Below are 13,640 nucleotides of genomic sequence, written 5' to 3'. Positions count from 1 at the left end.
ATATTTGAATTATGATTAACATTATTCTTGCGGATGATCACCATATTATCCGGACCTCACTTAAAGCGCTTATAGAAAAACACGAAGGCATCAATGTTGTTGCAGAAGTTCCGGACGGTTTAGCAGTCTTGGAGCTTTTGGAAAAAGGAATAAAAGCTGATATCATTTTATCAGATATTGTAATGCCAAGGCTGGATGGGATCGCCTTGGCCAGTACGATTAAAGCACGTAAATACACCGCTAAAGTAGTTGTTTTATCTATTTTAGATGATGAAAAGTATGCGTCAAATGCTTTTGTATCAGGAGCTTTTGCTTATCTGTCAAAAGATATTGAAGAAGACGAACTGTTGTTTTGCCTAAAGCATGTAATGAAGGGAAAACGGTACCTTTCTTCTAATTTATGCATCTCCATTTTAGAGCGTTTTAATATGCAGTTGAATATACTCTCGCGAAAAATGAATACGGAAATCAACTTTACGGAGCGCGAAATTAATGTGTTAAAACTCATTGCTGACGGATTAACTAACCAGGAAATAGCTGATAAATTATACCTGAGCAGGCGAACTGTAGAGAGCCAAAGAGAAGCTTTAATCAGCAAAACAGGTACAAAAAATTCCGCATCTTTAGTTCGTTTTGCCATGCGAAATGGTTATGTAGACTAGTATTTTTGATCGTTTTTCGGCCCTTTTTTAAGTGTTTAGAATAAACCGTAAAAAATCGGGTATTTCTACAAATAACATAAGGAGTTGCTGTTTGTTGAATATTGACATCAGCCTTAAAACGAATTATGGATACTTTAAATTTCAATTGCGACATTTACCAATACAGGCAACCACTTTTCGATCGCGCATTAGCGTACACACATGATGAAGATGACGCCGCTGATTTAGTTCAGGATACTTTTATGAAAGCCTTTAGGTTTTCGGCCAAATTTGAAATGGGAAGCAACGTGAGGGCATGGCTTTTCACCATCCTGAAAAATACTTTTCTCAATCATTATTATAAAGTGAAGCGTAAAAATGAAATGATCCAGCAGGAAGATGATTTGACTTCCGTGCAACTGGTTCCAAGCGCCTCTTTAAATGGCGGAGCTACCAAGTTTATCATGGAGGATATACAGAAATCACTAAATGCCTTACCTGAGGACTGTAGGTTTTGCTTTTGCCGCTACTTTGAAGGTTATAAATATCACGAAATTGCTGCCGAGTTAGACATTCCGCTAGGTACGGTAAAAACTAAAATACATGTGGCTAGAGGGCTGCTGAAAAAGATGCTTAAAAATTATAAAGCAGGTTTAGCTGCCTGATATTGGTCATCTTTTCGGTAAATTCAGGTATAAATACGCTGTCTGAACCCATTCACTTGCGCTAGCTTTGTTGACTATGAGCAGCCCGCTAGTTAAGAAAATTCTTATAATTGATGATGACGAAAACATTCATGATATTATAAAGTTAATTTTTGAGGAAGAACATTATCATATAAAAGGCATTTTGGATGCTGATGAATTTCAATTAAAAGAAACCATTACTGATTTTCTGCCAGACCTCATTCTGTTGGATATACTTATAGGCAAACATGATGGTCGGGATATTTGCAATAGATTAAAATTTGATCCTCAAACAGCCTCAGTTCCGGTGATATTGCTTTCAGCTGTAAATATGGATAATTTAAATTGCTCACCTGACGATACCATTGAAAAGCCTTTTGAGATAGCGGACCTCCGACAAAAAATAAAGACATTGTTAGAAACAAAAACGGTTTGAATATAAAAAAAGGGGATAGACTAGCAGCCTATCCCCATATCTAAACTCAAACATGCGCTCAAACACGAATGAATCTTAACAACTAAACATTTCAGTTTAGTATTGGTTTTAAAAAGATAGGTTTGTCTGATACATCCAGCACATCTTACCTTATCTTCTGTTTTATCTCTATTTTTAATTCCTTAATTTGCTCCTTCACCTGTCTGTTTTCCAGATAAAAATAAATAGCACAGGCCAGAAATATTTTGCCCAATACAAAAACGGCGATAAATACCCATTTCCAGGCTTTATTTACGTGCATTTGGTTAGATTCTGATTCTACCTCTATATATTTTTCTTGTCTGTTATCTGGCTGGGTTTTATCAGAGCTATACTCTGGATTGAAGGCAGTTTGTACAGATTGGTTTTGGCGCTGTATTTCATTGATTCCATGCTCAATTTTAGCTAAAGTGCCGGCAGGTGGTTCAATGCCCATGCTTTGTGCCAGTAGCTCCATATCATACTCCAGCTGCTCCAGAGCGTCTTTAAATGCCGGATATTCTTTTTTTAGTGATAAGACTTTCTTTACCTCTTCTTCGGTGGCGATTCCCATCACATAGGTTTCCATTAAACCGCTCTCAATAATTTTATTAATTTCCACTTGCCCTCCTCATTTTATCGATTGATAATTTTAACTGATTGCGGATTTCGCTTTCATCACATCCAATTGTTGCCGCCAGGTACTGAATTGATTTTCCATGATAATATACCGCACAGAATATCTTTTTTTGTAAATCATCTAACAAATCCAGCTTACCGTTATGTATTGATTGGTCGAGATTTGACTGATGGCTTTTAGCCGTGTACAAAGTTAATTTACTTTGTGCATATTGACGAAGTTCCAGCCAGATATTTAACCTGCTTTTTTCTGGTAAAACGACAACATCCTTTACGAATGAAGTAAGAATAGCGATGAGATGATCTTCGGATTTTTTAGGGTCTTGTACAATACCATTGATATAGCCCAGCAGCATGGGAGCATATCGGTTATAAAGCCAACAGATTTCTTTTGGCTCAGCAGAATGATTATTTATGACTGCCTGGAACATGATTATTGGAACGGTTACGCTAAATGAGCGGCAAGATAACGCCAAATTTTAAATTATCGTTAATTGAGGTATGAAATATTGCTTTTAAGATTAAAATATAAGGATTTTCTGTTTTTAGGTTTTTAATGCGGAGATTTATAAAATGAAAATAGCTACTTATAATGTGAATGGTGTAAATGGCCGTTTGCCTGTACTTTTACGTTGGTTGGAAGAAACCCAGCCAGATGTGGTATGCCTGCAGGAACTAAAGGCCCCTCAGGAAAAATTTCCTGAAGAGGCGATTAAAAATGCAGGTTACCATGCGATCTGGCACGGTCAGAAAAGCTGGAACGGAGTAGCCATACTTGCCAGAAATGTAGAAATAAAAGAACTCAGGCGCGGTTTAGATGGAGATCCTGAAGATTTGCACAGCAGGTATATAGAAGCTATGGTAAACAATGTTGTAATTGGTTGTTTGTACCTGCCAAATGGCAACCCGGCACCAGGACCTAAATTTGATTATAAACTGCAATGGTTTGAACGCTTTGCTGCACATGCAGCAACTTTGTTATCGCGGAATATACCTGTTGTTTTGGCAGGAGATTATAATGTAATTCCTACAGAACTGGATGCCTATAAACCTGAAAGATGGGTTGAAGATGCATTGTTCCGCCCCGAAACCCGACAGGCATTTCAAAATTTAATGGCACAAGGCTGGACAGATGCGATCAGGAAATTATATCCGACAGAAACCATATATACCTTTTGGGATTACTTCCGTAATGCTTATGGCAGAAATGCAGGATTGAGAATTGACCATTTTTTATTGAGTCCTCAGGTGAGCGATCGCTTAAAATCAGCGGGAGTGGATAAAAACGTTAGGGGATGGGAAAAAACAAGCGACCACGGACCTGTTTGGATAGAACTGAATGATCTGTAACTAAAATTGAAATTATCTTAAATCGGTAACATCTAAAGTTGTTCCAATCAATTTTAGCAATTCGCCCTCCTGTTGGGAAAGTATTCCATCGGCTTTGATCCACCGGATTTTTCCATCAGGGCGGCGGATCCGGTATAATACATCATAGCTGTTTTTTTCTCTGGTTACGGTAAGCTCTATTTCATCCTGAACATGATCGAGGTCTTCGGGCAGAATCAGGCCTAAAACTGTTTCATAGCTTAGAACGCCATCCGGGGGGTAACCAAAATTCTCTTTAAACGATCGGGTTGAACGAAGTATACCGGTTGCTAGGCTCAGCTCCCAAAAACCAAGGCGAAGGTGGTCGAATACGACATCCCAGTGATCATCACAAATAACGGATAGATCAACATTTTTCTTGTTTGTTTTCATAATAAGAAGGATAAACTATGAAGGTAAATTACACAAAGTATGTGAAGATCTGTTGAGTATTAATAAAAATTAATGTACAGGAACCATGAGGGTATTTACGATTATATCTCCATCAACAAAAAAACATCTGAATGATTGGCAGTGCAAGCGACTTAAAATTCACACTTGGAGGTTAATGCGGCTGTATTGAAATAGACAACCTGCCAGAGAAACTACAGGAACGAAGCTGGATTATCTGGCAGGTTTAGTAAAAGTTATGCTTAGGATAGAAAAATTCGGAGATTTTTCCTGATATAGCATCTTTAGTCTCATTTACTAATATTAATGCTGATCTGAGACTTTTGAATTTTCAATCAGTTCTTTTTGATTCATTAAATCTTTGTAATAAAAATAAACACCAAATCCTAAAATAAGGATGATGTTACTTACTTTAAAGCTATGATCCAGCCAGTAATGCAAAGGTGGTGCGTTACCAGCAAAACTCTGTTTTATGCTTGGCCAGGAGTTAAGGATAAAGATAACCACAATCATAAGCAAAACCTTTAATAAGGTGTTGATCACGATCTTCCGGTGATTTAATTTTTTCATTATTTAAATGATCTGAAGTCCTGACCGTTGCTAATGTTCAATAAGCTTTCATAAATCAGGCTGATTACATTGTCAACATCCTCTTTATGCACCATCTCTACCGTAGTATGCATATAACGTAATGGCAGCGAAATTAATGCCGATGGTACCCCGCCATTTGAGTAAGCAAAAGCATCCGTATCAGTTCCGGTAGAACGTGATGAGGCCTGACGTTGAAATGGGATGTGGTTTTTCTCGGCCGTTTGGATCAATAGTTTATTTAAATTGGTTTGTACAGCTGGTGCATAAGAAACAACAGGACCTTTACCTGCCGATAAATCTCCCTGAACGTTTTTATTGATCATTGGCGTAGTGGTATCGTGTGTTACATCGGTAATAATGGCCACATTCGGTTTAATGCGCTGGGCAATCATCTCGGCACCACGCAAACCGATTTCTTCCTGTACCGAGTTTACAATGTACAAACCAAAAGGAAGCTTTTTCTTGTTTTCTTTTAATAAACGGGCTACTTCGGCAATCATAAAACCACCCACACGGTTATCTAAAGCGCGACCAACATAATAGCGGTCGTTCAACACCATAAACTCATCTTCGTAGGTAATTACACAGCCCACATGGATGCCTAATTTTTCTACTTCTTCTTTTGAGGTACAACCGCAATCCAAAAAGATGTTTTTTAATTCCGGAGCCTGTTCTTTCTCTCCATGACGTGTATGAATAGCCGGCCAGCCGAATACCGCTTTAACCAAACCTTTCTCGGTATGGATGTTCACCCGTTTAGAAGGTGCAATCTGATGGTCAGAACCGCCATTGCGGATGACATAAATTAAGCCGTCGCTGGTAATGTAGTTTACATACCAGGAAATTTCATCTGCATGGGCTTCTATAACCACTTTAAAATCAGCTTTAGGGTTAATCACACCTACAGCAGTACCGTAATTATCGATGAAATGTTCGTCTATATACGGTTTTAAATAATTTAACCAAAGTTTTTGTCCTTCCCATTCATAACCGGTGGGAGCAGGGTTATTGATGTATTCTTCGAGAAACTGCAGCGACTTTTTGGTAACTACTGCAACATGTTTTTTCTTTTCTTCGTCTTTTTTCTTAGCCATATGTTATTTGTTTTATAGCATGGTGCAAAGCGCATGGCGTGATGCGTTTGTCCGTCTTGTTAATGATTATGATAGTTCTTTTTCCATGATCACAAAATCGTAACCATCTTTAAAAAAGGTTTGATCCGTTTCAAGGAAGCCAAATTTAAAATAAAATTCCTTAGCATTTACACGTGCATTGCACCATAGTTTTGTCGCTTTTTGAATTTTACAAAAATCGAGGATATAAGCCATTAACTGTGTACCCAAACCTGCTTTTTGAGCACCGGGTAAAATGGCCAGTTTACGGAACTGATACACATCTCCTTCATAAAATAAAGAAACTACTCCTGTCAACTTATGATCGAGGTATAACCCAAAGTGGATGCCCTCAAAATCATCGGCAAGCTTTACGCTGTCAAAGGGTAATTCAGGGTACATCGTCTCATGCCTGATCCGCCAGGTTAGTGAGGGGAATATTTGTTCAATTTGAACCATAATTATAACAAAAAGCTAAAGCCTATCCGGCCATCAACGCCATAATAGGTTTGATATTTATTGATGCGAATATTTGGACCCAATGAAAGCTCAAAATTTGTTTTCTTGCCGATGCTGCGTTGAAAACCCCACTGCGGGGTAATTCCCATCTCCCAATTTGCCACATGGTATTGATTGAGATTGCCACCTTTAATTAAGGGAGAAAAATAACTGCTTACGTCTAGTCCAAAATAATTAGAAGCGTTATTAATGGTTTTTTTTCCTTTTTTTATCCTGTTATCAAAATGGTAATATTTTCTGATTCCTGCGTACAGGTTTGGTGCCAGATCAAAGTAGGTTTTGGTTTTATCTCCAGCCATGTAATTATAATTGTATTCTATTAGAAAAGTACCAGCCAATCCTGCACCTCCATAAAGTGTGATGAGTTTTCCTATTTTTTGTTCCCGTTCATAATGTAGCGAGAGAAGACTCAACCTTATTTTATTAAGCGATTTTACTTCTGTTGGCTGCGCTACATTTGTACTGTCTTGAGCTTTTGCTTTACCAAAAATGGACAGAGAGACTAACAATACTGAAAGTGTTTTGATTACGTTTTTAGATTTCATAAACTTTATAAGGGATTGTTTAAATTGTGATTTTTCTTCCCGTAAAACTGATATATTAAAATATTAAGTATAATGATACCTGTCATTCCATAACAGAATAAAGCCCAACCGCCCTAGTCCCAAAGCCATAAACCCAGTGCCGAGCCACAGCTGGCGCCAATAAAACTCACCGACATAAAAATGGTGTTCAGCCGGTTTCTGGCTTCTGGTATTAAGGTGTAAATACGGGTTTGATTGGTTACATGTATTGCTTGCTGTCCGATGTCGATCAGCACAATACCAATTACAAAAAGATACAAATGGCTGTTTGTAAAATAAAACAAAGCGATACTGATGAGTTGCAGTACAAAACCAATCATTAAGTTCTTACGCGGATTGTTTCCATCGCTTAATTTTCCAACCAGCGGTGCAGCCAATGCGCCCGCTGCTCCGGCAATTCCAAATAGGCCAATCTGCAACGTTTGGAAATTAAAGGGTGGATTAGCCAGAAATAATACCATGGTGGTCCAGAAAGCACTGATAATGGCAAAAGCCAGAAAATTAATGATCGAAGTTTCCCTTAAGGCAGGTTGTGTTTTGATATACCCAAACATCGAACGCATGAGTTCTTTATACGAGCCTTTAAAATGAGGGTAACTTTGAGGAAAGCGTTTGGCCATTAAAAAAATAAGCAGTCCACAAATTCCGGCGGCCATATAATACACCGCCCGCCAACCCAGCCAAAAGCCAATGCTGCCACTTACTGCGCGTGAGGCTAAGATCCCCACCAGCAAACCGCTCATAATCATGCCAATATTGGCTCCCCGATTTTCATCGGTACTTAAATTAGCTGCCAATGGCAATATCAACTGAGGTACAATAGAGCAGGCACCGATTAAGATGGAGGCCGCTTCCAGTATAAAAAAGCTTTGCGAAACGGCAGCAGCCAGTAAAGCTAAAATGGCAAGGCCGGTAATCACCAGGATCTGTTTTTTACGTTCAAACATATCGCCAAGTGGCACTAAAAGGAAAAGGCCTAAAGCGTAACCAATCTGCGTAAGGTAGGTAATCTTCCCGGCAACAGGCTCGGTAAGGTCAAAATCTTTTGCAATCAAGATTACCAATGGCTGGCAGTAATAAATATTGGCAACAATTAGGCCTGTGCAAAAAGCCATGAGCAAGATGTCTGTCCGGGATAGTTTCTGAGTAATCTGCATTTGAGTCTTGAGTCGGAAGTCTCCAGTCATGAGTCTTAAGCGGCGAGTGGATTACTACCTGACTATGGACTAATGACTATTTTCTACAAAGGTATATTTCCATGTTTCTTTCTCGGGTTGTTTACGACTTTATTTTCCAACATTTTAAAAGCTCTGATCAACTTCGCACGGGTTTGTGCCGGCTCAATTACTTCATCAACAAAGCCACGTTCGGCAGCGCGGTAAGGGTTGGCAAAAATATCTGAGTATAGTTTTTCTTTCTCCAACCATTTTTCTTCCGGGTTTTCTGCTGCGGTAATTTCACGTTTAAAAATAATTTCTGCGGCACCTTTGGCACCCATCACAGCAATCTCTGCACTTGGCCAGGCGTAATTCAGATCGGCACCGATATGTTTGCTGTTCATCACATCGTAAGCACCGCCATAAGCTTTTCTGGTAATTACGGTAATGCGTGGCACGGTAGCTTCACTAAAGGCGTATAACAACTTTGCACCATTGGTGATAATGCCGTTCCATTCCTGATCTGTACCAGGTAAAAAACCGGGAACATCTTCGAATACCAGCAGTGGAATGTTAAAGCAATCACAAAAGCGGACAAAACGTGCAGCCTTAACCGAAGAATTGCTATCTAAAACGCCTGCCAGGTAAGCGGGCTGATTGGCTACAATACCGATACTTCTGCCTGCAAGGCGGGCAAAACCCACTACAATATTTTCTGCGTAAGCAGCATGTACTTCTAAAAAACTATCATTATCGGCTACGCTTGCAATCACTTCACGTATATCGTAAGGTTGAGAAGCATTTTCAGGCATAAGCGTGTTGAGTTCCGGTCTGCTTTCATCAGCTGCTTCATAAAATAGGTGATCGGCTATTTCCTCACAATTTTGCGGCATATAGCTCAATAATTTTTTCACATGGTTAATGGCCTCAATTTCATTGGCGCAGGCAAAATGGGTAACACCCGATTTGATGGCATGTGTACTGGCGCCTCCCAGTTCTTCAGAAGTTACTTCTTCGTGTGTTACCGTTTTAACCACATTTGGTCCGGTTACAAACATGTACGAAGTATTTTCTACCATCAAGATAAAATCAGTAATGGCTGGCGAATAAACGGCTCCACCCGCACACGGACCCATTACAGCTGATAACTGCGGGATTACACCCGAAGCCTGCACATTTTTATAAAAGATATCGGCATAACCGCCCAATGAAACCACGCCTTCCTGAATACGTGCACCGCCGCTATCGTTTAGGCCGATAATCGGAGCCCCATTCTTCATGGCCATATCCATCAGTTTACAGATTTTCTCTGCATGAGTTTCAGAAAGCGAACCGCCAAACACGGTAAAATCCTGAGAAAATACATAAGTTAATCTGCCATTAATGGTTCCATAACCTGTTACCACGCCATCGCCCAGATATTTTTCGCGTTCCATGCCAAAGTCGGTGCTTCGATGGGTAACCATCATGCCGATTTCTTCAAAACTTCCTTCATCCAATAAAAAATGAATCCGTTCCCGAGCAGTAAGTTTTCCTTTTTTATGCTGGTTATCGATTCGAAGCTGTCCGCCACCAAGGTTTGCCTGATTGATTTTATCTTTAAGTAATGCTATTTTTTTGTCCATTGCTGAGGCTATGAGATTTTAAAATTAAAAATTACAAGCGGTAATGCAAGGGGGTGGGATGTTATTTTATCTCGGTCGAACATACAATTTAAGTAAAGCAGATGGGGTAATAGCTACCAGATGCTGTCCTTTCATTTCCTAAAAGAAAAGTATGTTGTACTGAATTGGAAATGAACGGTGCTGGGCTTTTCGACATTTTAAGGAAGAATAGTTTACAAGATTAGGAAACGGCTGGTTCTTTGCTTTTGGCAGGTTCAGTCCCGCTTTCTGGTACGAGTTCCGGTGAATGACCGGAAGCTCTTCCCGGCAATCGGGTTTATTTAACCTGGGCCGGTGCCTGGAAAACAGACCGTTGTTCAATAAACCTGACAGAAGCGGTATCCTTTCTGGCTTCGGTTGATTTTGAATTTATAGCTAATTTTGTCAAAAATATTTAGCGCCCACCTACAGTACGGGCAGGTAGGGCAGGACTTCAGTACCTATGAAATCCTGAGCGCTCATTTCCAAAAAGGAAAAAACATTAATCGTTAGGAAACGGCTGGTTCTGTGCTTTTGGCAGGTTCAGCCCCACTTTCTGGTACGAGTTCCGGTGAAGGACCGGAAGCTCTCCCCGGCAATCGGGTTTATTTAACCTGGGCCGGTGCCTGGAAAACAGACCGCTGTTCATTAAAATTTACAGAAGTGGTATCCTTTTTGGCTTCGGTTGATTTTGAATCTACAGCTGATTTTGCCAAAAAGATTGAAGTACCAGCCTGCATTGCGGGCAGAAACGGCGGGGCCGAATGAAGCAATAATAGCAGAACCCAAAGTTTCCCAAACTTGATAAGGTATCCTGTTTTTCATGAGGAATACCTGATTTTACCTAAATTACATTTTTTTTACAGCCCAATGCATTGAAAAACCGATAATCCGTTTACTTTTGTATGCATAGGAATTAAAACAGCATTAGAATTTAAATGTTTTTAAGGAAATACAAGTATTTAATCGTTGCTACCTTTATGGTCATCTTCATGGCGAAGATGGGCATTTCCGGTGCACCCGTATTTTATACCAGTATTGACAGGGAAATCATGAATGCTGTCATCATGCAAATCGAGTTAGAGCATGAAGGCGGTAAAGATACCGCCAAAGACAGCGCAAAATTTACTGATTTCAAACTCATCGAGCTGAACCATCCCATCCTTTCTTACGAGTTCTCTTCCAGTCATTTCTTTTTGAAGAGCAGTTTTATAGAACACTTCAAAAGATATGTAGATCCATACCACCCTACTGTTCCTACACCTCCGCCCAACGTTATCTAGTCTTTATATCTGGGGTAAAAATTGTCTGCTCAACCGTATTAAGCGTTATTGCTATGTTCATTTTATGCAGTACGTAGATGCTTGTGTCCATATTTTAATCCCCTACGATTTTATTCGTTAAAATTTACTAGATCATGATATCGTTATGCAAAAATTTAACCCGGCCGTTTCAGGTTCGGATGTAAAGAAATATTTTCTTAAAAAAAATCTCAGCAAAGATCTACCTTCGAGCATTGTGGTGTTCCTGGTGGCCTTACCCCTATGTTTAGGTATTGCCCTGGCTTCTGGCGCGCCACTATTTGCCGGTTTAATTACCGGAATTATAGGTGGAATTGTAGTTGCCTCTTTCAGTGGCTCACAATTAAGTGTTAGTGGTCCGGCCGCAGGTTTAACGGTTATTGTATTAGGTGCAATAACCTCTTTGGGAAGCTACCCTACGTTTTTACTTGCTGTTGTACTGGCAGGGGTATTCCAGTTGATTTTAGGTTTGGTTAAAGCCGGAACCATTGGTAATTACTTCCCTTCGAGTGTAATTGAAGGAATGCTTGCGGCTATCGGACTGATATTAATCTTAAAACAATTACCGCACGCCTTAGGCGTTGATACCGATTTTACCGGTGATGAGGGCTTCTTTCAGCAGGATCATGAAAATACTTTTTCTGCCATTACTGCAGCAATAAGCCATTTCAGTCTGGCTGCGGTGGTGATTAGTTTATTATCGATAGCTATCCTGATTTTGTGGCCAAAGTTTCCGAAATTGTCAGTTGTACCTGCGCCACTGGTGGTGGTTACTTTGGGGATTTTGGGAACCCTTGTTTTTGCCGGAACCGATTATCCGCTACGGGCCGATCAAATGGTGAAAATCCCGGTAGTGAATGGCTTCGGTGAATTTCTGGGGTTATTTACAATGCCCGATTTTTCTCAGTTAGCCAATAAAAATGTGTATATCGTTGCCATCACCATTGCGGTTGTAGCGAGCTTAGAAACTTTGCTCAGTATCGAAGCGGTGGATAAAATTGATCCGATTAAGCGTGTAACCCCAACAAACAGGGAGCTGATTGCGCAGGGAATAGGAAATATAACCAGTGGTATGGTTGGCGGTTTACCTATGACATCTGTTATTGTACGGAGTTCGGCCAATGTAAATGCTGGTGCCAGAACAAAAATGTCGGCAATTTTTCATGGCATCTGGTTGTTACTGTCGCTGTTGTTTATTCCAGGACTCATTAATATGATTCCCTTATCATGTTTAGCTGCGATTCTTTTGGTAACCGGATACAGGTTAACGCGGATCAGCCTTTTTAAACACATGTACCACAAAGGATGGGATCAGTTTGTGCCATTTGTGGTTACCGTGTTGGCGGTATTGTTTACCGATCTGTTAAAAGGGGTAGCCGTTGGGATGTTGGTCTCGATTTTTTATTTATTGCGGACCAATATGCGTAACCCTTTCTTTTACAGGATTACAAATGAAGGCGACAAAAAGAATATCAGAATTAAACTGGCAGAAGAGGTTTCTTTCCTGAATAAAGCAGCGATACAGGTAGTTTTAACGAATATCCCAAAAGAAACAAATGTAATTATTGATGGTTCGAATGCCAGGTATATTGATCCTGATGTATTGGAAACCATTTACAATTATAAACATAATGCCTATACAAAAGGTATTATCGTAACCCTGGAGAACATCCAGAAACATTATACAGTACCAAAATTAAATATTAAAGTAGAAGAAGAAATTAATAAATTATAATTATGTGCGCAAAAACAATAGAAACGAAAGATATTACTTACGATACCTTGTTACAAGGCAATAAAGATTGGGTAAAAGATACGATTGACAGTGATCCTGAATTTTTCGATAAATTGTCGGCAGGTCAAAGTCCACCCGTATTATGGATCGGTTGCTCTGACAGCCGGGTACCTGCAAACCAGATTACCAATACGAAACCGGGTGATATTTTTGTACATCGGAATATTGCCAATGTAGTGGTGCATACAGACATGAATTTACTTTCTGTACTCGATTATTCTGTTAATGTATTAAAAGTTAAACACGTTATTGTTTGCGGTCATTACGGTTGTGGCGGTGTAAAAGCTGCATTGGGCAACAAACAGGTTGGAATTATTGATAACTGGTTGAGGAATATCCGCGATGTATATCGCACGCACGAACGCGAAATGGCAACAATCGAAGATCCTGATCAGCGATTTGACCGTTTAGTGGAATTAAACGCCATTGAAGGAGCTGCAAATGTAACCAATACTTCAATCGTACAGAGTGCCTGGGCCAACGGTCAGGAACTGGCGGTACATGCATGGGTTTATAGTTTAAAAACTGGAATTATTAAAGACCTGAAAGTAACCTGTACCTGTGTTGATGATGTTGCTCCGGCTTTCCAGGTGGGATAAAATGCAGCACATTAAGCCATTTTTTTAGTTGTTAGAAAAGCCTGGAAGAAATTCCAGGCTTTTATTTGTGGTATATTTAGCGCTTCAGTCATCATCGCTTTTTTGCAGATATTTTCTGCTTCTTAAGGAGGAATCCTTTT

17 protein-coding genes are annotated in these 13,640 nt (G+C 39.8%); 8 read left to right on the top strand and 9 right to left on the bottom strand.

The window, feature by feature from the left end; genetic code table 11:
* Positions 1 to 11: 11 nt before the first annotated feature.
* The 3 genes from QZ738_RS14520 to QZ738_RS14510 all read left to right on the top strand — a co-directional run bounded on the left by QZ738_RS14520 (position 12) and on the right by QZ738_RS14510 (position 1,763).
* Entirely contained in the window at positions 12 to 662 is a 651-nt protein-coding gene (locus tag QZ738_RS14520) for a response regulator transcription factor (protein ID WP_293788480.1), read from the top strand.
* A 125-nt stretch (positions 663 to 787) separates the two neighbouring features.
* Positions 788 to 1,306 (top strand): sigma-70 family RNA polymerase sigma factor, encoded by a 519-nt coding sequence (locus QZ738_RS14515; protein ID WP_293788479.1) that lies wholly within the window; start codon positions 788 to 790, stop codon positions 1,304 to 1,306.
* 76 nt (positions 1,307 to 1,382) lie between these two features.
* Positions 1,383 to 1,763 (top strand): response regulator, encoded by a 381-nt coding sequence (locus tag QZ738_RS14510; RefSeq protein WP_293788478.1) that lies wholly within the window; start codon positions 1,383 to 1,385, stop codon positions 1,761 to 1,763.
* Positions 1,764 to 1,908: 145 nt separating this feature from the next.
* On the opposite strand, the gene QZ738_RS14505 is transcribed toward QZ738_RS14510, so the two are convergent.
* Together QZ738_RS14505 and QZ738_RS14500 are read right to left on the bottom strand one after the other, a co-directional pair.
* On the bottom strand, positions 1,909 to 2,403 hold the full coding sequence (locus QZ738_RS14505; protein ID WP_293788477.1) for a hypothetical protein: 495 nt from the start codon (positions 2,401 to 2,403) through the stop codon (positions 1,909 to 1,911).
* Positions 2,393 to 2,851, bottom strand: a complete 459-nt coding sequence (locus QZ738_RS14500; protein WP_293788476.1) for a hypothetical protein — start codon at positions 2,849 to 2,851, stop codon at positions 2,393 to 2,395. Before QZ738_RS14500 ends, QZ738_RS14505 begins: the two co-directional genes overlap by 11 nt.
* A 142-nt stretch (positions 2,852 to 2,993) precedes the next feature.
* Between QZ738_RS14500 and xth the strand changes: the two genes are divergently transcribed.
* On the top strand, positions 2,994 to 3,770 hold the full coding sequence (xth, locus tag QZ738_RS14495) for an exodeoxyribonuclease III (RefSeq protein WP_293788475.1): 777 nt from the start codon (positions 2,994 to 2,996) through the stop codon (positions 3,768 to 3,770).
* A gap of 12 nt (positions 3,771 to 3,782) precedes the next feature.
* Here xth and QZ738_RS14490 read toward each other — a convergent pair whose 3' ends face one another.
* From QZ738_RS14490 to QZ738_RS14460, 7 genes are all read right to left on the bottom strand, one after another.
* Positions 3,783 to 4,181 (bottom strand): PAS domain-containing protein, encoded by a 399-nt coding sequence (locus tag QZ738_RS14490; protein WP_293788474.1) that lies wholly within the window; start codon positions 4,179 to 4,181, stop codon positions 3,783 to 3,785.
* 321 nt (positions 4,182 to 4,502) lie between these two features.
* Positions 4,503 to 4,769: a hypothetical protein gene (locus QZ738_RS14485; RefSeq protein ID WP_293788473.1), complete on the bottom strand. Its 267-nt coding sequence runs from the start codon at positions 4,767 to 4,769 to the stop codon at positions 4,503 to 4,505.
* Positions 4,769 to 5,884, bottom strand: coding sequence for a M42 family metallopeptidase (locus tag QZ738_RS14480; RefSeq protein ID WP_293788472.1), 1,116 nt, complete (start codon positions 5,882 to 5,884; stop codon positions 4,769 to 4,771). The genes QZ738_RS14485 and QZ738_RS14480 overlap by 1 nt, the downstream gene beginning before the upstream one ends.
* 66 nt (positions 5,885 to 5,950) lie before the next feature.
* Positions 5,951 to 6,361, bottom strand: coding sequence for a GNAT family N-acetyltransferase (locus QZ738_RS14475; RefSeq protein ID WP_293788471.1), 411 nt, complete (start codon positions 6,359 to 6,361; stop codon positions 5,951 to 5,953).
* Between the two features lie 2 nt (positions 6,362 to 6,363).
* Positions 6,364 to 6,966: a hypothetical protein gene (locus tag QZ738_RS14470; RefSeq protein ID WP_293788470.1), complete on the bottom strand. Its 603-nt coding sequence runs from the start codon at positions 6,964 to 6,966 to the stop codon at positions 6,364 to 6,366.
* 113 nt (positions 6,967 to 7,079) lie between these two features.
* Positions 7,080 to 8,120, bottom strand: a complete 1,041-nt coding sequence (locus QZ738_RS14465; RefSeq protein WP_293788469.1) for an MFS transporter — start codon at positions 8,118 to 8,120, stop codon at positions 7,080 to 7,082.
* A 125-nt stretch (positions 8,121 to 8,245) separates the two neighbouring features.
* The gene (locus QZ738_RS14460) at positions 8,246 to 9,787 is read right to left on the bottom strand and encodes an acyl-CoA carboxylase subunit beta (RefSeq protein ID WP_293788468.1); all 1,542 of its coding nucleotides are present in this window, start codon (positions 9,785 to 9,787) and stop codon (positions 8,246 to 8,248) included.
* 552 nt (positions 9,788 to 10,339) lie between these two features.
* Here QZ738_RS14460 and QZ738_RS14455 point away from each other — a divergent pair.
* The 4 genes from QZ738_RS14455 to can all read left to right on the top strand — a co-directional run bounded on the left by QZ738_RS14455 (position 10,340) and on the right by can (position 13,500).
* Positions 10,340 to 10,573, top strand: coding sequence for a hypothetical protein (locus QZ738_RS14455; RefSeq protein ID WP_293788467.1), 234 nt, complete (start codon positions 10,340 to 10,342; stop codon positions 10,571 to 10,573).
* A 170-nt stretch (positions 10,574 to 10,743) separates the two neighbouring features.
* Positions 10,744 to 11,088 (top strand): hypothetical protein, encoded by a 345-nt coding sequence (locus QZ738_RS14450; RefSeq protein WP_293788466.1) that lies wholly within the window; start codon positions 10,744 to 10,746, stop codon positions 11,086 to 11,088.
* Between the two features lie 145 nt (positions 11,089 to 11,233).
* The gene (locus QZ738_RS14445) at positions 11,234 to 12,841 is read left to right on the top strand and encodes a SulP family inorganic anion transporter (RefSeq protein WP_293788465.1); all 1,608 of its coding nucleotides are present in this window, start codon (positions 11,234 to 11,236) and stop codon (positions 12,839 to 12,841) included.
* A 2-nt stretch (positions 12,842 to 12,843) separates the two neighbouring features.
* On the top strand, positions 12,844 to 13,500 hold the full coding sequence (gene can, locus QZ738_RS14440; protein ID WP_293788464.1) for a carbonate dehydratase: 657 nt from the start codon (positions 12,844 to 12,846) through the stop codon (positions 13,498 to 13,500).
* Positions 13,501 to 13,640 lie beyond the last annotated feature (140 nt).

The organism is uncultured Pedobacter sp., from assembly GCF_913776295.1.
In the GTDB taxonomy this organism is placed as follows: domain Bacteria; phylum Bacteroidota; class Bacteroidia; order Sphingobacteriales; family Sphingobacteriaceae; genus Pedobacter.
The sequence above is the reverse complement of the archived record's forward strand: the minus strand, read 5'-3'. Positions and strand labels throughout refer to the sequence as shown.

Bases quoted from the DNA above. Each gene is read 5' to 3' on its own strand.
- can (WP_293788464.1), top strand. From the start codon at position 12,844: ATGTGCGCAAAAACAATAGAAACGAAAGATATTACTTACGATACCTTG.
- QZ738_RS14515 (WP_293788479.1), top strand. From the start codon at position 788: ATGGATACTTTAAATTTCAATTGCGACATTTACCAATACAGGCAACCA.
- xth (WP_293788475.1), top strand. From the start codon at position 2,994: ATGAAAATAGCTACTTATAATGTGAATGGTGTAAATGGCCGTTTGCCT.
- QZ738_RS14460 (WP_293788468.1), bottom strand. From the start codon at position 9,787: ATGGACAAAAAAATAGCATTACTTAAAGATAAAATCAATCAGGCAAAC.
- QZ738_RS14450 (WP_293788466.1), top strand. From the start codon at position 10,744: ATGTTTTTAAGGAAATACAAGTATTTAATCGTTGCTACCTTTATGGTC.
- QZ738_RS14480 (WP_293788472.1), bottom strand. From the start codon at position 5,884: ATGGCTAAGAAAAAAGACGAAGAAAAGAAAAAACATGTTGCAGTAGTT.
- QZ738_RS14490 (WP_293788474.1), bottom strand. From the start codon at position 4,181: ATGAAAACAAACAAGAAAAATGTTGATCTATCCGTTATTTGTGATGAT.
- QZ738_RS14475 (WP_293788471.1), bottom strand. From the start codon at position 6,361: ATGGTTCAAATTGAACAAATATTCCCCTCACTAACCTGGCGGATCAGG.
- QZ738_RS14500 (WP_293788476.1), bottom strand. From the start codon at position 2,851: ATGTTCCAGGCAGTCATAAATAATCATTCTGCTGAGCCAAAAGAAATC.
- QZ738_RS14470 (WP_293788470.1), bottom strand. From the start codon at position 6,966: ATGAAATCTAAAAACGTAATCAAAACACTTTCAGTATTGTTAGTCTCT.
- QZ738_RS14520 (WP_293788480.1), top strand. From the start codon at position 12: ATGATTAACATTATTCTTGCGGATGATCACCATATTATCCGGACCTCA.
- QZ738_RS14510 (WP_293788478.1), top strand. From the start codon at position 1,383: ATGAGCAGCCCGCTAGTTAAGAAAATTCTTATAATTGATGATGACGAA.
- QZ738_RS14485 (WP_293788473.1), bottom strand. From the start codon at position 4,769: ATGAAAAAATTAAATCACCGGAAGATCGTGATCAACACCTTATTAAAG.
- QZ738_RS14445 (WP_293788465.1), top strand. From the start codon at position 11,234: ATGCAAAAATTTAACCCGGCCGTTTCAGGTTCGGATGTAAAGAAATAT.
- QZ738_RS14465 (WP_293788469.1), bottom strand. From the start codon at position 8,120: ATGGCTTTTTGCACAGGCCTAATTGTTGCCAATATTTATTACTGCCAG.